Here is a 14679-nt window from a genome sequence, read left to right as displayed (position 1 = left end):
ATCGCTGCGCCCGCCCCGACGCCTGCATTGCCACGAATCCGCACCGCACCACTTCGCATGCCCTCTCCCACGCCGTGGCCGACGTTTCCGGTTTGGCGAATATCAGCTTCGGCATTGTACGCATACGCGTAATCACCCAACGAACCTTCGATCTGAAGTCGTACAGGATGATTCAGTCGCATCAGTGCGGCATGCTGGCCGTTTGCCCCGTCAATTTTAATTTGAGGAAGCACGTTGGGATCCGCGAACTTGGGCACCGCGTGAATCGCCGCGATCAATTCCGAGTCGCTCATCGCCTGCATCGAAAACTGATGCGTTGGCGGAGGCATTGCACCGCTGAGCGATGATCCGGCTTCATCAGCAGACATAGAAGAATGACTCTGTTTTTCAATGTGGGGGAAACGCAGCGGGTGCTGCGGCAAAGCTTCATTTTAGGGCACCAGAACTCATGTGTCTTCGCGGTCTTGACGACTTCAGCTGAGACTACGAGCGGGACACGAGCAAGGTTTCAGCTCCGCGTTGCCTTTTACTTGGTCCGGTCTACCTTGAACCTACCATCGGAGATGGCTCGTTATGCTTGAGGGGCGAGATATCATTTCGAGTGCGAGGAAGTCTTTCGCAATACGGCGCGGACGATTGCCTCCATTTTACCTTCTGCGGCAAGGCCTGCAGCAAGAACTTCGTCATGGCTGGCCACCACTGCCGAATCGGGATTGGCGACATTGCTGACCATCGACAATCCTAACGTTCGCATCCCCAAGTTGGCAGCGGCCAAAACCTCAGGCACCGTGCTCATTCCAGCCACATCGGCTCCGATTCGCCGCATCATCCGGTACTCGGCCCGAGTCTCGTAATTGGGGCCAAGCGTAGCCAAATAAGTCCCCTCGTAGGCGGCAAAGTTGTGTTCTCGGGACGCCTGCATCGCAATGCTCGACAACTCAGGGTCGTAGACATCCCGATGCCGAAGCGGTGAAAAACCGAAAGTCCCCTCGGGCAAACCCGACCCCTGCGGCGTTAAATTCGGCGGTTGAAATTCGCCTCGCATAAAATCGATGTGATCACGAATCACGACGATGTCGCCGACGTTCAACTTTGGGTTCACTCCGCCAGCCGCATTGCTAACGACCAACTGCGTCGCACCGAGCCGTGCCATCACAAAAACAGGAAAAGAAACCTCCGCTCGGCTCCATCCTTCGTAGCGATGAAAACGACCAGCCATGGCAACCACACGGGTCTGTTCCAATTCACCCAAGATCAATTGACCTCGATGTCCCGATGCGGTCGACGCAGCAAAACCAGGGATATCAGGAAAAGGAATCACCACCGGATGCTGGATCTTTTCCGCCAAACCACCGAGCCCACTGCCCAAAATGATCGCAACGGTAGGGACGCGGTCTGATTGACGACGCAGAAACTCAGCCGCCTGGTCAATGTGATCGAGATAGCGGTTCGCGGTTGAGTGTACGTCCATGGAAAGATTCTGCTGCATCCGGTTGCCCCAAAAAATCATGCCGGACGCCAACCGACCCGCGACCGATTCGTTTCGATCGCGGCAGCGATCAACGGCAATGTGTTAAGCAATGCGAACTTGGCCGGCTTCGCTAACGATGCCGCGAACCAATGTTTCCAATTTCGGTGCTGCGGCATTCGCCGTCGCAATGATTTCGTTGACATCGGCTGGCTTGAGTGCATCGGGCAAACACATGTCAGTGATTACACTAAGCCCCACCACTTTCAAACCACAGTGCACCGCGACGATGGTTTCGGGAACCGTACTCATCCCGACGACATCGGCCCCAATCATTCTCAGAAAACGATACTCGGCGCGTGTTTCGAGATTGGGTCCGGTGACCGCGACAAAAACACCTTTGTGAATCGGAATCGATTCACCGCGAGCCAATTCCATCGTGCGATCGATCCATTGTTGATCGTACGGTTCGCACATATCGGGAAAACGAGGTCCCAATCGATCATCGTTGACACCAATCAGCGGGTTATCACCCATCAGATTGATTTGGTCTTCGATGACCATGATGTCGCCGTTTGAAAAATAGGGATTCAAACCGCCACACGCGTTGCTGACGACGAGAAGCTCGGCACCGAGAGCTTTGAAGACGCGGACGGGAAGCGTGATTTGCTTCAGAGGGTAGCCTTCGTATTGATGAAAACGGCCCTCCATGGCCACGACTGGTACGCCAGCTAATTGCCCGCATACCAAGCGTCCTCGATGGCTCGTCGCCGTCGATGTCGGAAAATGGGGAATGTCCCCGTATTCGAATGAAGCTTCGACTTCGATCTGTTCGGCAAGTCCGCCGAGCCCGGTGCCCAAGATGATACCGACCTTTGGCGTCTGCGAAAACTCACTTCGAATTTTTTTACAAGCGTCTTCAATCTTGTCGAACAAATCAAGCATGGCACTGTCGTCAAAAAGGAGGCAGAAGATGTTAGGGCGAGCCAGTCGAAGGTGGGTATCATAGCGCGCCCGAGCGTCGTCCGCGACCATCCCTTTTTCGGTTAAGATTTAGCAATAGGTAGCTGCTTGACTGATCCGCCGCCCCCCTCGCTTAATCTTTTCCGATTTGTTTCCGATCGCGATCAATTCGAGTTCATCGCCTTAGTTAATGTATTCTTACTCGTTGGACATCACGCTTCCCATGTCATCTCCCTCTGCCGATGTTTTCGAGAAACTGGCCTCCTTTTATCTCGGTCGCCATTACGATCTGGCCAACGACAAACTCAGCGATGACCTGCTGATGTACGACGCCAAAGATCTTTGCACGCATGCGATGTGTGTGGGGATGACCGGCAGCGGCAAAACGGGCTTGTGTCTTTCGCTGCTGGAAGAAGCCGCAATTGACGGCATTCCCGCCATCTGCGTCGATCCCAAAGGCGACTTGGGGAATCTGTTGCTAACCTTCCCCGAGCTAAAACCCGCGGAATTCAAGCCGTGGCTCGATTCCGGCGAAGCGACACGCAAAGCAATGACACTCGACCAATTGGCAACGGACAAAGCAACGACGTGGCGAAAAGGACTGGCCAGCTGGGGACAAGATGGCGACCGAATCGCGAAATTTCGCGACAGCGTTGATATCGCCATCTACACTCCCGGCAGCAACGCGGGAATTCCGTTGACGGTGCTGAAAAGTTTTGATGCACCGCCAGCAGAATTGCTCAACGACTCCGATGCAATGCGTGAACGAATCACCGGTGCGGCATCGGGACTATTGACCTTGATGGGAATCAACGCCGATCCGCTGTTGTCGCGCGAGCACATCTTGATCTCGTCGATCCTGGATGTTTGTTGGCGCGAAGGCAAAAACGTCAAGATCGGCGACCTGATCGGATTGATCCAATCGCCGCCGATCCAACGCGTCGGCGTGCTCGATTTGGACTCGTTCATGCCATCGTCAGATCGTGCCAAGTTGGCGATGCAATTGAACAACTTACTTGCATCGCCTGCGTTTTCGACGTGGTTGGAGGGTGAACCATTATCAATTTCCAAGTTGCTTTATACCGACGAAGGCAAACCGCGACTCACCATTCTGTCGATCGCCCATCTGAGCGACAGCGAACGCATGTTCTTCGTCACCATCTTGCTTAATGAATTACTCGCGTGGATGCGGACTCAAAGTGGTACCAGTTCGCTGAGAGCGATGTTTTACATGGACGAAGTCGCAGGCTACTTTCCGCCGGTTTCTAATCCGCCATCGAAGCCACCGATGTTAACGCTACTGAAACAAGCACGAGCCTTCGGTCTTGGCATCACGCTGGCGACGCAAAACCCAGTCGACTTGGATTACAAAGGACTCTCGAACATCGGCACGTGGTTCCTGGGGCGATTGCAAACGGAACGCGATAAGGCACGCGTGCTGGAGGGACTCGAGGGTTCGGCGGCGCAATCGGGGCAACCATTCGATCGTGCCGCGATGGAACAAAAACTCGCGGCACTGGGGAATCGTGTCTTTCTGATGAATAACGTCCATGACGACGCCCCGAGCACCTTCCAAACTCGCTGGGCACTGTCGTTTTTGGCAGGCCCGCTGGCCCGCGACCAAATCAGTCGCTTGATGGACGACCGCAAAAAGAAACTGCAAGACAAACGAGAAGAAGCGAAGACCGAATCGCTCGACGACACCTCATCGACTCCGACCCGACCGGTTGTCCCCAGTGGTGTGAAGGAAAAATTTCTTGTCGCCACTGAGTCTGCACTCGACGGCAGCCGTCTCGTTTATCGACCGTCGGTTTACGCCGAAGGCACACTGCACCACGTCCGTGCGTCGGCCGACCTCGACTCGTGGCAAGACCTGAAGTTGATCGTGCGTTGTGGTAGCGGAGTGCCCGATGAATTATGGCAGGCGAGCGAGCCGGCGCCAGAGGATGCCGAGCTTTCAGATCAAGCCAACGAAGAATACGTATTCAGCGACCTGCCCAATGAGCTGCGCAACGCCAAAAAATTCAAGAGCTACGAAAAACAGTTCAAAGATTTTCTATATCGGCATTACGCCATGACACTCTACAAGAGTCCGCTGATAGGCAGCTACGCTCCCGGAGGACTCGATGAAGGACAAGCGAGAGCGTTTTTTCAACAAGCGGCACGCGAAGAGCGGGATTTAGAGACCGAGAAACTTCGTGACAAGTTCGCTGGCAAAATGAAAGCGTTGGACAAACGGTTGAAAGCAGCCAACGACCGCATCGCGGTGGAAGAAGAACAGTACTCGCAAGCAAAATTGTCGACGGTGTTATCGTTCGGAGCCTCGATCCTGGGCGCGTTCCTTGGCAACAAAGTCGCCAGCCGCACGAACGTTTCTAAAATGTCCACGGCCGCACGTGGAGTCGGGCGGGCGGCACAACAGCGTGCCGACGTCGCCCGCGCCGAAGAAACCGCTCGCGAATTAGCGCTGGAGATGACGGAGTTGGACAAGGAGTTGCAAGAAGAGATCGCGGTACTGAGTGAAAAGTACGACGTCAAAAATTTGCAGCTCGACACCACGGTCGTCGCACCGCGCAAGAGCGACTTGAAAGTCACCGACCCGATCATCCTCTGGACTCCCTGGTCCGTCGACTCGACCGGCATTGCGACCAAGTTATTTTGATGACCCTTTGTCGCTGATCGCTCCGCGATCATAGCGTATACATGCTCACCACCGTCGCGTTCACTCGTCACGTCCAAGTCGCCCGCCGTAAAGTGCAAACACCGATTTCACATGCGGCGTCAAAACCTTGATCAAGTCATCATCATTCGCCACGATGACGTGGTCTGCATCAAGCTGGTTGTCACGCGCCGCGATGACGATTGCAGCGACGACATGCTCGATATCGACTGGCAAGCTTGTGGGCGATTCAAGGTTCAGAGCAAGGTCAAACAATACATCCTGGAGCGAAGGATCGATCGCCGCTTGCCCCGCAGCATCGAGCGAAATCCCCGTCACGATTTGTCGTTGTGTGTTCATGGTGGTGGATTGTAAGTGGGATGCGAGTTTGCCAGAAGCTATGGCAGACCGCGAATCGCCTTATGGGTGAAGATTGCAGCACGCCCCAGCCCAGCGGGCGACACACCCGCTCGGTCGTGTGTCGCCCTCCGGGCTATGTGGCATTGAGTTGAGCTAGTATCCGGTGGCTTACGCCACCGGCAGTCCGTGTTCCGCCCTCCGGGCTATGGACGCGAAAACATAAAAAAAACACTCTCGATTTGGAAAACAAGTCCTATGATCGTTCCTGAATTTTGGGCGGAGTCGCGAATTCAAAAACGTGACTCCAACCGACAAGTCACCGTGCGGCGATTCGGCTGGTCGGACATCAGCCCCGAAGAGGCTCAGCGACACGCCGATGATCGCGTTCGCGACGCATTCAATCGAATCGACCGTGGTGAAAAATTGCCCCGGCGAGAAAAGAAGGTTCGCTACAACGGAGCCGACGGACTTCCCATTCGAGAAGAGGTCATCACAGATTTCCACTCGCCGGGCTTGGGTCAAAAGGTATGAAGATGTGGCGGAAAACTACGCAGCCTGTCGTTTTGTAAAAGCGATTGGCGCGATTCACCGCGTATCACCGCAAGTGACGCCTGTCTGCAAGTTCCATGACGACATCTGCCGAGCGAACGAAGATAGGGAACTGGCTTAGTAAAGCCTTCATTGATGTTGATCCGCGTACTAACAACTCGCTCGACGCCAAATTTCACAGCTTGGTTTCTTTCCGTCCGTTGCCGATGACAGACTGGAAGCCTATCCCACGTTGATGCCGCATCTTTTGATTGCGTTGAGTAGGGATTCGACCATGACGTCGGTGTGCGATGCGGAAAGGGACAACCTCAGTCTCGCGGTGCCGGAGGGGACCGTCGGAGGACGAATCGCGGGGACGAAAAAGCCGGATTCCATGAGCGACTCGGTGGCAGTCATCGCGTTCGCATCTTCGCCGATAATCAGCGGCACGATTGGGACCGAGTTCTCGATCGCACACGTTGTCGATAGCGACAATTGATCACGCACATGTTTGGCAAGCGACTGCACCCGTTGACGGCGTTCGGGTTCGCTTTCCAATAATTCAAATGCGGTGATCGCGGCGGCTACGGTGGTTGGTGCGAGTGCCGTGCTGAAGATCAGCGAACGACATCGGTTGACCAGATAGTCCGTTACCACCGCCGGACCTGCGACAAAGCCGCCTTGGCAGCCGATCGCTTTACTCAGTGTGCCAATCCGAATGGCCACGCGATCCTTGACTCCCAAGGCTTCGCAGAGGCCACTGCCTGTTTCGCCTAACACGCCCGTGCCATGGGCTTCATCAACAATCACAGAGGCATCGAACTGTTCGGCAATGTCACTGAGCGCAGCCAAGGGAGCTACGTCGCCGTCCATGCTGAAGACGCCATCGGTCACAATCCAAACTCGCGTGAATTCGTGCCGCCGCTGTTTCAGAACATTGGCCACAAATTCATGGTCAAGATGCGGATACACGACACACTCCGCCCGCGACAACCGGCAGCCATCGATCAGCGAGGCGTGATTCAGTGCGTCGCTGAGGATCACATCACCGGCTTCGGCGAGTGTGGCCACGGTGCCGCTGCAGGCAGCGTAACCACTCGGGAATAATACCGCCGATTCAGTGGACTCGAATTTGGCGATCGTGTCGGCGAGCTGTTGATGCAGCGGGGTCCATCCACACACCAACGCACTGGCGGTGCTGCCGGTTTCGGATGGAAGCGACTCAATCGGCGGTCGCGACGTCGCCAAGCCGAGATAGTCGTTGCTGCCGAAATTGATCAACCGACGACTGGACGCGTCCACGAACTCGACGCCTTCAGGTCGCCGAGGCACGAGTGATCGCCGGCGATGTTGCGAGCTCAATTCGGCAAGCCGATCGGCGAGATAGTCAAACGAGGGCATAACGATCGCATTGCGGGGTGTGGGCGTCGTAGGAATGTTTCGCCAAGGTTATGATAAGCCCGACTGGCCGACAAGCCAGACGATACACGCGGGAGAGCCCCCTCTCCCCTTCCTTTTTTGCTCATACGAATCCCTTATGCAAATTGTTGTCATTGGTGCCGGAGCCGCTGGAATGGTCGCGGCCGCGGAAGCGGCAAAACGCGGTGCCAACGTCATTCTGCTGGAAAAAAACACCAAGACGGGCGTCAAAATCCTGATGTCAGGTGGGACTCGCTGCAATGTCACTCACGACACCGACGCACGCGGAATCCTGCCCGGATTCGGTCATGCTTCTCGCTTTCTGCAACCGACGATCGGGGCGTTTCCGCCATCGGAAGTTGTTCGTATGTTTGCCGATTTAGGAGTGGCAACCAAGGTCGAAAGCACCGGCAAAGTGTTCCCGCAAAGCGATCGTGCGATCGAAGTCCGCGATGCATTGCAGCGGCAGGCGGTCGAGTCCGGGGTGCAGATTATTCGCCAACAATCGGTCCAGCGACTGACCCGTCGCGACGAACATTGGCTGATCGAAACAGACGACGAGAGCTACGCTGCGGACCGAGTGATCGTGACCGCTGGTGGCCGAAGTTGGCCCGGTTGTGGGACCACCGGTGATGGCTATGGCTGGCTTGAAAAGCTTGGGCACTCGATCGTCGACACACGTCCCGCCCTTGTGCCGTTGACCGGTGGCTTCGAGTGGACCAAGGCGTTATCGGGCATCACATTAGAGGACTGTGTCGTGACAGCAGAAAACCAAACCTCCGAAGCCAAAAAGTCGAAACAGTCGATGAGCCGGCGTTCATCTTGGTTGTTCACGCACTTTGGATTCTCGGGACCCGCAGCAATGGATGTCAGCCGGATCGTCACACTGACTGAAAAATTGTCTCGCGTTCGCGTCCAACTCGACATGGCTCCCGATGTATCGGCCGAAGCGATCGAAGCAACCTTGTGTGATACCGCTGGCGGTGCGGGACGACGCCGGCTTTCCAATGTGCTGAACCAATGGGTGCCAAGCCGGTTGGCCACGGCCGTCGCCAGCGAGATGTGTGGTGACCCGACAATCGCTGAACTGACCAAGACTGGCCGACGCGCGACGGTGACCGGTATCAAACAACTGGCGTTGCCGATCACGGGAACTCGTGGATTCAGCAAGGCCGAGGTGACCGCGGGTGGCGTCAGCTTGAAAGAAGTCAATCCACGAACGATGGAAAGCCGAGTCGCGAAGGGTCTGTATATCGCAGGCGAAGTGCTGGACGTCGATGGCTGGATCGGCGGCTACAATTTCCAAGCCGCGTTCAGCACCGGAAGAGCGGCGGGAATCGCCGCGGCGACGGCGGAGGGATAAGGATCGTTCGATCAATAAGTGTCCGTAGTGGAATTCTGGCGAATTCCACTACGGTGTTATTCAATTTGGACAGTCATTGATCGTGTGATCTTAAGAGGCCGAAAGTCTTGGCGAGCTTTCGCTACGGTTTGTTCCAGACGACGGCTTTTTTGCGATTGGGATAGAGCTCGACACACAGGCCGCACTTGGTGCCATCGCAGCCTCGCGCGGTGCAGTGCTCGCGACCGTAATAGATGATTTGCAGATGTAGGTCATTCCACGACGACTCAGGGAACAGCTTTTTCAAGTCGCGTTCGGTGTCGACCACACTTTTGCCGCTGGACAGCCCCCATCGCTGGGCAAGTCGATGGATGTGCGTGTCCACGGGGAACGCAGGAACTCCAAACGCCTGGGCCATCACCACCGAAGCGGTTTTGTGCCCCACGCCTGGCAATGCTTCGAGCTCGGCAAAGGATCGCGGCACCTCGCCCTGATGTCGCTCGAGCAGCAGTTGCGACAGTTTGTAAATGCTTTTTGACTTGTTGGTCGACAAACCAATCGGACGAATCAAACGCAAGATCTCTTCTTGCCCTAGCTCTACCATGGCCTCAGGTGTGCTGGCGGCCGCAAACAACTCTGGCGTCACTTCGTTGACCTTCTTGTCGGTGCACTGCGCACTCAGCAGGACCGCGATCAACAACGTGAACTCATCGGTGTGATCTAGCGGAATGGGGGGATCGGGGTACAGCACACTCAGTCTTTGCCGCACATGGTCGGCTCGTTCCTGTTTCTTCACTTTTTCGTTATCCTGCGTTGGCGAGCCCGGTTGGACTCGCTCGTCATTTACGTTTTGTTGTCTTTTGAGGGAACTTCTACCATCTCTGGCCCCCCGCGTCGAGGAATTGCTTGATGGATCGAGATGACCGCGGTCGGAACAAGGTTAAATCGTTGGCCGGTGCTTTCACCACCCGTACCCTGACATCATCGTCGGCTTGGGCCCCACTGCAAATCCCGCTGTACCGTGCGTTTTGGTTTGCGTCACTGGCTTCGAACCTTGGCACTTGGATTCACGAAGTGGGCGCGGGTTGTTGATGGCTAGCTTGGACCCCTCGCCAGAGATGGTCGCTGCCGTGCGAACGGTGATGGCGGCGCCGATTATTTTCTTAGCCATTCCCGTCGGTGTATTGGGTGACCGCATCGACCGCAGGCGAATGTTAATCGGCACCCAGTTTGTCCTCTGTGCTTGCACTGCAACACTGGCTTCGCTGACGCTGAGCGACATGATCACGGCCAAGCTGCTGCTGGTGTTTACCTTTGTCATTGGGCTAGGCATGGTGGTGCATGTCCCGATCTGGCAAGCATCGATTCCCGAACTTGTCCCCAAAACTCAACTCGCTCGCGCGGTAGCGCTGGGCAGTATCAGCTTCAATCTCGCCCGTGCGGTGGGCCCTGCCTTGGGCGGCATCTTAATCGCGATGGCCGGTGTGTGGACGGCGTTTGCAATCAACGCCTTGTCGTTTGCCGGAGTGTTGACCGTTTTGTTGTCATGGAAACGAACACGCCGTGAATCCTCACGCGGACTGTCGTTTCGCCTGTCGATGTACCAAGGGCTTCGCTACGTCACCAAAACAAAGGCGATGCGGCACACCATCCTGGGCGTGGTGTTGTTCGTGTTGCCCGGAAGCGCGTTATGGTCGCTGCTGCCGCTGGTCGCAAAACAACATCTCGGCTGGGGCGCCAGCGGGTTTGGTTTTCTGGTGGGATGTGTGGGTGTCGGAGCGGTGTTTGCCGCTTGGACGCTGCCTCATTTCCAACGGCATCGTGGTGCCGACCAAACGATCGCTATCGCGATGGTGGGGTTCGCAATCGGTTTAGCTACGCTCGCCAACAACACCGAGACGTTCACGGTGTGCGCCGCCACGTTGCTGATGGGGGCGACGTGGATGATGACGCTGACGACATTGAACTCCACCGCCCAGATGACTCTTCCTGCTCGGATGCGAGCCCGCGGCATGGGGTGCTATTTGACGGCGATGGCGTTTTCGATGACCACCGGATCCATTCTATGGGGGCAACTCGCCGAAGCATCGTCGATCACGACCGCACAAACGACCGCAGCCGCGATCTTGATGATCACGGCTGCAGTGAGTTTGCTATTTCGCGTTGGTGAAACCTAAGCGAACGTGTAACCTTCTTCGCCGTGGTCGGTGATATCCAATCCACGTTGTTCGCTCTCGGCGTGAACGCGTAACCCAATCACAGCGTCAATTAACTTCAACAGGATCAAGCTGCCGATTCCTGCGAACGCATACGTGACCACAATGGCGACGACTTGGCCGATCAGCAAGCTCGGATCGCCACTTTCAATCAAACCTAGCTTGCTGTCGCCCGAGATATTCCAACACGCTCGTGTCGCAAAGATCCCCGTCAACACCGCCCCGAGTGTACCACCGACACCGTGGACCCCAAACGCGTCAAGCGCGTCATCGTATCGCAGCGCATGTTTCAGTTTGCTACAAGCGAAATAGCAAACGATGCCTGCCAACGCGCCCATGAATAACGCGGGCATCGGCTGCACGAATCCGGCGGCTGGCGTGATACAGACCAATCCAGCGACCGCGCCGCTGCTTGCGCCCAGGACGGTTGGTTTCTTCAGAATGCACCATTCGGTCAGCACCCAAGCCAACGCACCGGCGGCAGCGGAAAAGTGAGTGACGGCAAACGCACTGCTGGTTAGGTCATCGGACAACAATTCGCTGCCCGCGTTGAAACCGAACCATCCGACCCACAACATCGCCGCGCCCAAGGCGGTGAACGTAAGATTGTGAGGCTGGATCGGTTCTCGCAAATATCCCATACGAGGCCCAATCAAAATGGCGGCGACCAAGGCCGAGATTCCGCTGCTGATGTGAACCACCGTGCCTCCGGCGAAATCCAAGGCTCCGCCCGCAAACGCATGCTCGGATCCGTACGCCAAAATACCACCGTCCCAAACCCAGTGGCATAACGGGCAATAGATCAACAATCCCCACAACAGAGAAAAGACTGCCATCGCGCTGAACTTCATTCGCTCGGCGAATGCACCGCAGATCAGAGCGGGAGTAATGATAAAGAACATGCCTTGGAACAGCATGTGGGTGAGCATCGGGATTTGAATATCGTCGCTTAACATCGGTGTGACCGGGCCGCCGGCAGCATCGCTCCAGTAGCGTTGGACGCCGTTCATAAACAGATAGTCAAAGTTACCTACCCAGGCGCCGGAGCCGCCAAAGGACAACGAATATCCAACCACGGCCCACAGCACTGTCATCATGCCCATCAGGAAGATGCACTGCATTAAAACGCTAAGCACATTTTTGCGGCGAACCAGACCGCCATAGAACATCGCCAAACCAGGTGCGGTCATAAATAGAACCAAGGCACAACTGGTTAACATCCAAGCGTTGTGGCCAGCCAAGGCGGCGGCCGCGATTTTTTCTTCCAACTCGGCTGGAGTGGCAGCCACAGCCTCAACATCGGCAGCGAGCGGATCGCTGATGGAAAGAGTCTCTGAACTTTCCGCCACCGAATCCTCCGCAACCACAACCGCGACGTCGTCTTGCGCTATCGCAATCGGACTAGGCTGGGCGGCGAAAGACAGCAACGCCAAAAAAAACCGATAAATAATGTCTGCTTCACCGTATTGATCCTCTAGAAGTGCTTACCACCGAAACAACGACCCACCCGAGGCGGGGGATTCTGTCCGCACATAAAAACCAGGCCGCCTTTGTTCCCATCTGAAAATGGGACACCTGTTTTTCCACACGAATAGACGCTGTCAACTGGAACGGGATGCCTCCGCCGGCACCCTGAGATAGACCCTAAGGATAATGCGTGTCGACGTCTGCTAGAAGCGTAGGTATTCGCCCCCCGAGGATTTAACCCCCTTCGGAATCACTCAGCACGGCCATGAACGCTTTTTGGCTAATTTCCACATTGCCAATCGCCTTCATCCGTTTCTTGCCCTCTTTTTGCTTCTGCAGCAATTTGCGTTTTCGCGTAATGTCACCACCGTAACATTTCGCGGTCACGTTTTTTCGCATGGCTGGAACGGTTTCGCGAGCGATCACGCGGCTTCCAATGGCCGCTTGCACTGCGACTTCGAACATGTGGCGTTCGATTTCGGCCTTCAATTTCTTGGCGACCGCTCGCCCGCGACGATCGGCATCCGCTCGGTGACATACCACGCTGAGGGCGTCGACACGGTTGCCGTTGACCATGATGTCCATACGGACAAGGTCGGCTGGTTCGTACCCGACCATTTCATAATCGAGCGTACCGTAGCCTTTGGTGCAGCTTTTGATCTTGTCGTGCAAATCGTAAACGACTTCGGCCAGCGGGATGTCGTAAGTCAACATCGCGCGTTGCGCCCCAAGGTACTCTTGCGATTTTTGGATGCCACGGCGTTCTTGGCAAAGCTTCATCACCGCGCCGATGAAATCATTGGGCACAATCACGCTACAGCGAACGATGGGTTGACGGAATTCTTCGATATCACCGGGATCCGGAACGTCTTGAGGTTTGTGGATCGTCAGCGTCTCGCCCCGTTTGTTGACGACTTCGTAAGTCACGTTCGGTGCGGTTTGCACCAAGTCGACATCCGATTCGTTCTCCAATCGCTGTTGGACAATCTCCATGTGCAGCAGACCAAGGAAGCCACAGCGGAACCCGAACCCAAGCGCTTCGCTGGTTTCGGGTTCGAATTCAAAACTGGGGTCGTTGATCGAGAGCCGCTCAAGTGCATCACGCAGTTCGGTAAAATCCTGACCATCGCTAGGGAACAAACCGCAATAAACCATCCGTTTCGGACGTGAATATCCGGGCAAGGGTTCCACCAGGTCTTTGCCCGCAGGCCCCACGGTGTCGCCGATATGCACGTCACCAAGACTCTTGATGTTGCAAATCAAGTAGCCGACTTGGCCAGCTTTAAGCTCGTCGCACGATTCACGTGCTGGTGCAAAACGTCCCAATTCGATCACATCGTGCGTCGACCCCGCACGCAGGAAGCGAATTTTTTGGCCTTTGCGAACCGTTCCGTTCATCACACGGATATACGTGATCGCGCCACGGAAATCGTCATAGTTAGAATCAAAGACCATCGCTTGAAGCGGAGCTTCGGGGTCGCCGGTGGGTGCGGGGATTTTCTCGATGATGGCGTCGAGCAATTCATCGACGCCGACACCGGTCTTTGCGCTGACGCGGACACATTCATCGGGATCGGTTCCCAACGAGTTCATCATTTCTTCGGCTACTTCATCGGGCCTAGCATGAGTCAGGTCGATCTTGTTGATCACGGGAATGATCTTTAGATCGTGTTCCATCGCCGCATAGGCATTGGCCACTGTCTGAGCTTCGACCCCTTGAAAGGCATCGACCAACAACAGCACGCCTTCGCAACATGCCAACGACCGCGAGACTTCGTAGTGAAAGTCGACGTGACCGGGAGTATCGATCAAGTTCAATTCGTAATCTTTGCCGCCGCGTTTGAATCGCATCGTCACCGCACGCGCTTTGATCGTGATCCCACGTTGACGCTCGAGCGCCAGATCATCAAGCAGTTGCGATTTCATTTGACGCAGGGTGACGGTGCCGGTGTGTTCGAGCAATCGATCCGCCAATGTGCTCTTGCCGTGGTCAATGTGGGCGATAATGCAAAAGTTACGAATGTGGGCTGACATATTGGTTCTTTGGCCGTTCGGAGGCCGAGGTAAGAAACGGGTTAAACGAGAAATACTCGCGAATTTGACTTGGAGTAAGCCTTATTTTTTGACGCCCTGATCTTTGTTGTATCGGCGTCGTGCGTAACCGGCGACTCCCAAGTATCCGGCGTCACCACCAAGCGTGGCGAAGGTAATTGTCGTTCCCTCGAACACATTCTCGAAGGTGCGAACACGAAATTCC

Annotated in this window: 10 protein-coding genes and 2 pseudogenes; 4 read left to right on the top strand and 8 right to left on the bottom strand. The window is 55.6% G+C overall.

The window, feature by feature from the left end:
* The 3 genes and pseudogenes from RMSM_RS10765 to RMSM_RS10755 all read right to left on the bottom strand — a co-directional run.
* Nucleotides 1-368, bottom strand: a pseudogene (locus RMSM_RS10765) (hypothetical protein); the annotation flags it as partial.
* Between the two features lie 224 nt (nt 369-592).
* Nucleotides 593-1471: a purine-nucleoside phosphorylase gene (locus RMSM_RS10760; RefSeq protein WP_040765545.1), complete on the bottom strand. Its 879-nt coding sequence runs from the start codon at nt 1469-1471 to the stop codon at nt 593-595.
* A 102-nt stretch (nt 1472-1573) separates the two neighbouring features.
* Nucleotides 1574-2413, bottom strand: coding sequence for a purine-nucleoside phosphorylase (locus tag RMSM_RS10755; protein WP_008695259.1), 840 nt, complete (start codon nt 2411-2413; stop codon nt 1574-1576).
* 241 nt (nt 2414-2654) lie between these two features.
* Here RMSM_RS10755 and RMSM_RS10750 point away from each other — a divergent pair, with 241 nt between their 5' ends.
* Nucleotides 2655-5093 carry an ATP-binding protein gene (locus RMSM_RS10750; RefSeq protein ID WP_040765535.1) on the top strand — a complete coding sequence of 813 codons (2439 nt, stop codon included), beginning with the start codon at nt 2655-2657 and terminating at the stop codon, nt 5091-5093.
* A gap of 60 nt (nt 5094-5153) precedes the next feature.
* Here the strand turns inward: RMSM_RS10750 and RMSM_RS10745 are convergent, their stop codons facing one another.
* Entirely contained in the window at nt 5154-5450 is a 297-nt protein-coding gene (locus RMSM_RS10745) for a hypothetical protein (RefSeq protein WP_008695257.1), read from the bottom strand.
* Between the two features lie 255 nt (nt 5451-5705).
* On the opposite strand from RMSM_RS10745, the gene RMSM_RS10740 reads away from it, so the two are divergent.
* Nucleotides 5706-5981: a hypothetical protein gene (locus tag RMSM_RS10740; RefSeq protein WP_008695256.1), complete on the top strand. Its 276-nt coding sequence runs from the start codon at nt 5706-5708 to the stop codon at nt 5979-5981.
* A 240-nt stretch (nt 5982-6221) separates the two neighbouring features.
* Here RMSM_RS10740 and RMSM_RS10735 read toward each other — a convergent pair whose 3' ends face one another.
* The gene (locus RMSM_RS10735) at nt 6222-7379 is read right to left on the bottom strand and encodes an aminotransferase class I/II-fold pyridoxal phosphate-dependent enzyme (RefSeq protein WP_008695254.1); all 1158 of its coding nucleotides are present in this window, start codon (nt 7377-7379) and stop codon (nt 6222-6224) included.
* Nucleotides 7380-7515: 136 nt separating this feature from the next.
* On the opposite strand from RMSM_RS10735, the gene RMSM_RS10730 reads away from it, so the two are divergent.
* Complete coding sequence (locus tag RMSM_RS10730; RefSeq protein WP_008695252.1) at nt 7516-8760, top strand: BaiN/RdsA family NAD(P)/FAD-dependent oxidoreductase; 1245 nt, start codon at nt 7516-7518, stop codon at nt 8758-8760.
* 121 nt (nt 8761-8881) lie between these two features.
* On the opposite strand, the gene nth is transcribed toward RMSM_RS10730, so the two are convergent.
* A complete protein-coding gene (gene nth / locus RMSM_RS10725; RefSeq protein ID WP_008695251.1) occupies nt 8882-9535 on the bottom strand; it encodes an endonuclease III in 654 nt (217 codons plus the stop codon).
* 113 nt (nt 9536-9648) lie between these two features.
* Between nth and RMSM_RS10720 the strand changes: the two are divergent.
* Nucleotides 9649-10916 (top strand): annotated as a pseudogene (locus RMSM_RS10720) (MFS transporter).
* On the opposite strand, the gene RMSM_RS10715 reads toward RMSM_RS10720, so the two are convergent.
* The gene (locus tag RMSM_RS10715) at nt 10913-12388 is read right to left on the bottom strand and encodes an ammonium transporter (protein ID WP_008695248.1); all 1476 of its coding nucleotides are present in this window, start codon (nt 12386-12388) and stop codon (nt 10913-10915) included. The pseudogene RMSM_RS10720 and the gene RMSM_RS10715 sit on opposite strands and share 4 nt — an antisense overlap.
* A 268-nt stretch (nt 12389-12656) precedes the next feature.
* Nucleotides 12657-14456 (bottom strand): translation elongation factor 4, encoded by a 1800-nt coding sequence (gene lepA / locus RMSM_RS10710; protein WP_008695247.1) that lies wholly within the window; start codon nt 14454-14456, stop codon nt 12657-12659.
* Nucleotides 14457-14679: the final 223 nt, after the last annotated feature.

Origin of the sequence: Rhodopirellula maiorica SM1 (assembly GCF_000346295.1) — a bacterium.
GTDB classification, from domain to species: domain Bacteria; phylum Planctomycetota; class Planctomycetia; order Pirellulales; family Pirellulaceae; genus Novipirellula; species Novipirellula maiorica.
Note: the sequence above shows the minus strand (reverse complement) of the source record. Positions and strands in the feature narration are given on the sequence as shown.

What these genes read in the sequence shown, in the direction of transcription:
- RMSM_RS10740 (WP_008695256.1), top strand. Translation starts at nt 5,706, where the DNA reads ATGATCGTTCCTGAATTTTGGGCGGAGTCGCGAATTCAAAAACGTGAC.
- RMSM_RS10755 (WP_008695259.1), bottom strand. Translation starts at nt 2,413, where the DNA reads ATGCTTGATTTGTTCGACAAGATTGAAGACGCTTGTAAAAAAATTCGA.
- RMSM_RS10750 (WP_040765535.1), top strand. Translation starts at nt 2,655, where the DNA reads ATGTCATCTCCCTCTGCCGATGTTTTCGAGAAACTGGCCTCCTTTTAT.
- RMSM_RS10760 (WP_040765545.1), bottom strand. Translation starts at nt 1,471, where the DNA reads ATGGACGTACACTCAACCGCGAACCGCTATCTCGATCACATTGACCAG.
- RMSM_RS10735 (WP_008695254.1), bottom strand. Translation starts at nt 7,379, where the DNA reads ATGCCCTCGTTTGACTATCTCGCCGATCGGCTTGCCGAATTGAGCTCG.
- RMSM_RS10745 (WP_008695257.1), bottom strand. Translation starts at nt 5,450, where the DNA reads ATGAACACACAACGACAAATCGTGACGGGGATTTCGCTCGATGCTGCG.
- RMSM_RS10730 (WP_008695252.1), top strand. Translation starts at nt 7,516, where the DNA reads ATGCAAATTGTTGTCATTGGTGCCGGAGCCGCTGGAATGGTCGCGGCC.
- lepA (WP_008695247.1), bottom strand. Translation starts at nt 14,456, where the DNA reads ATGTCAGCCCACATTCGTAACTTTTGCATTATCGCCCACATTGACCAC.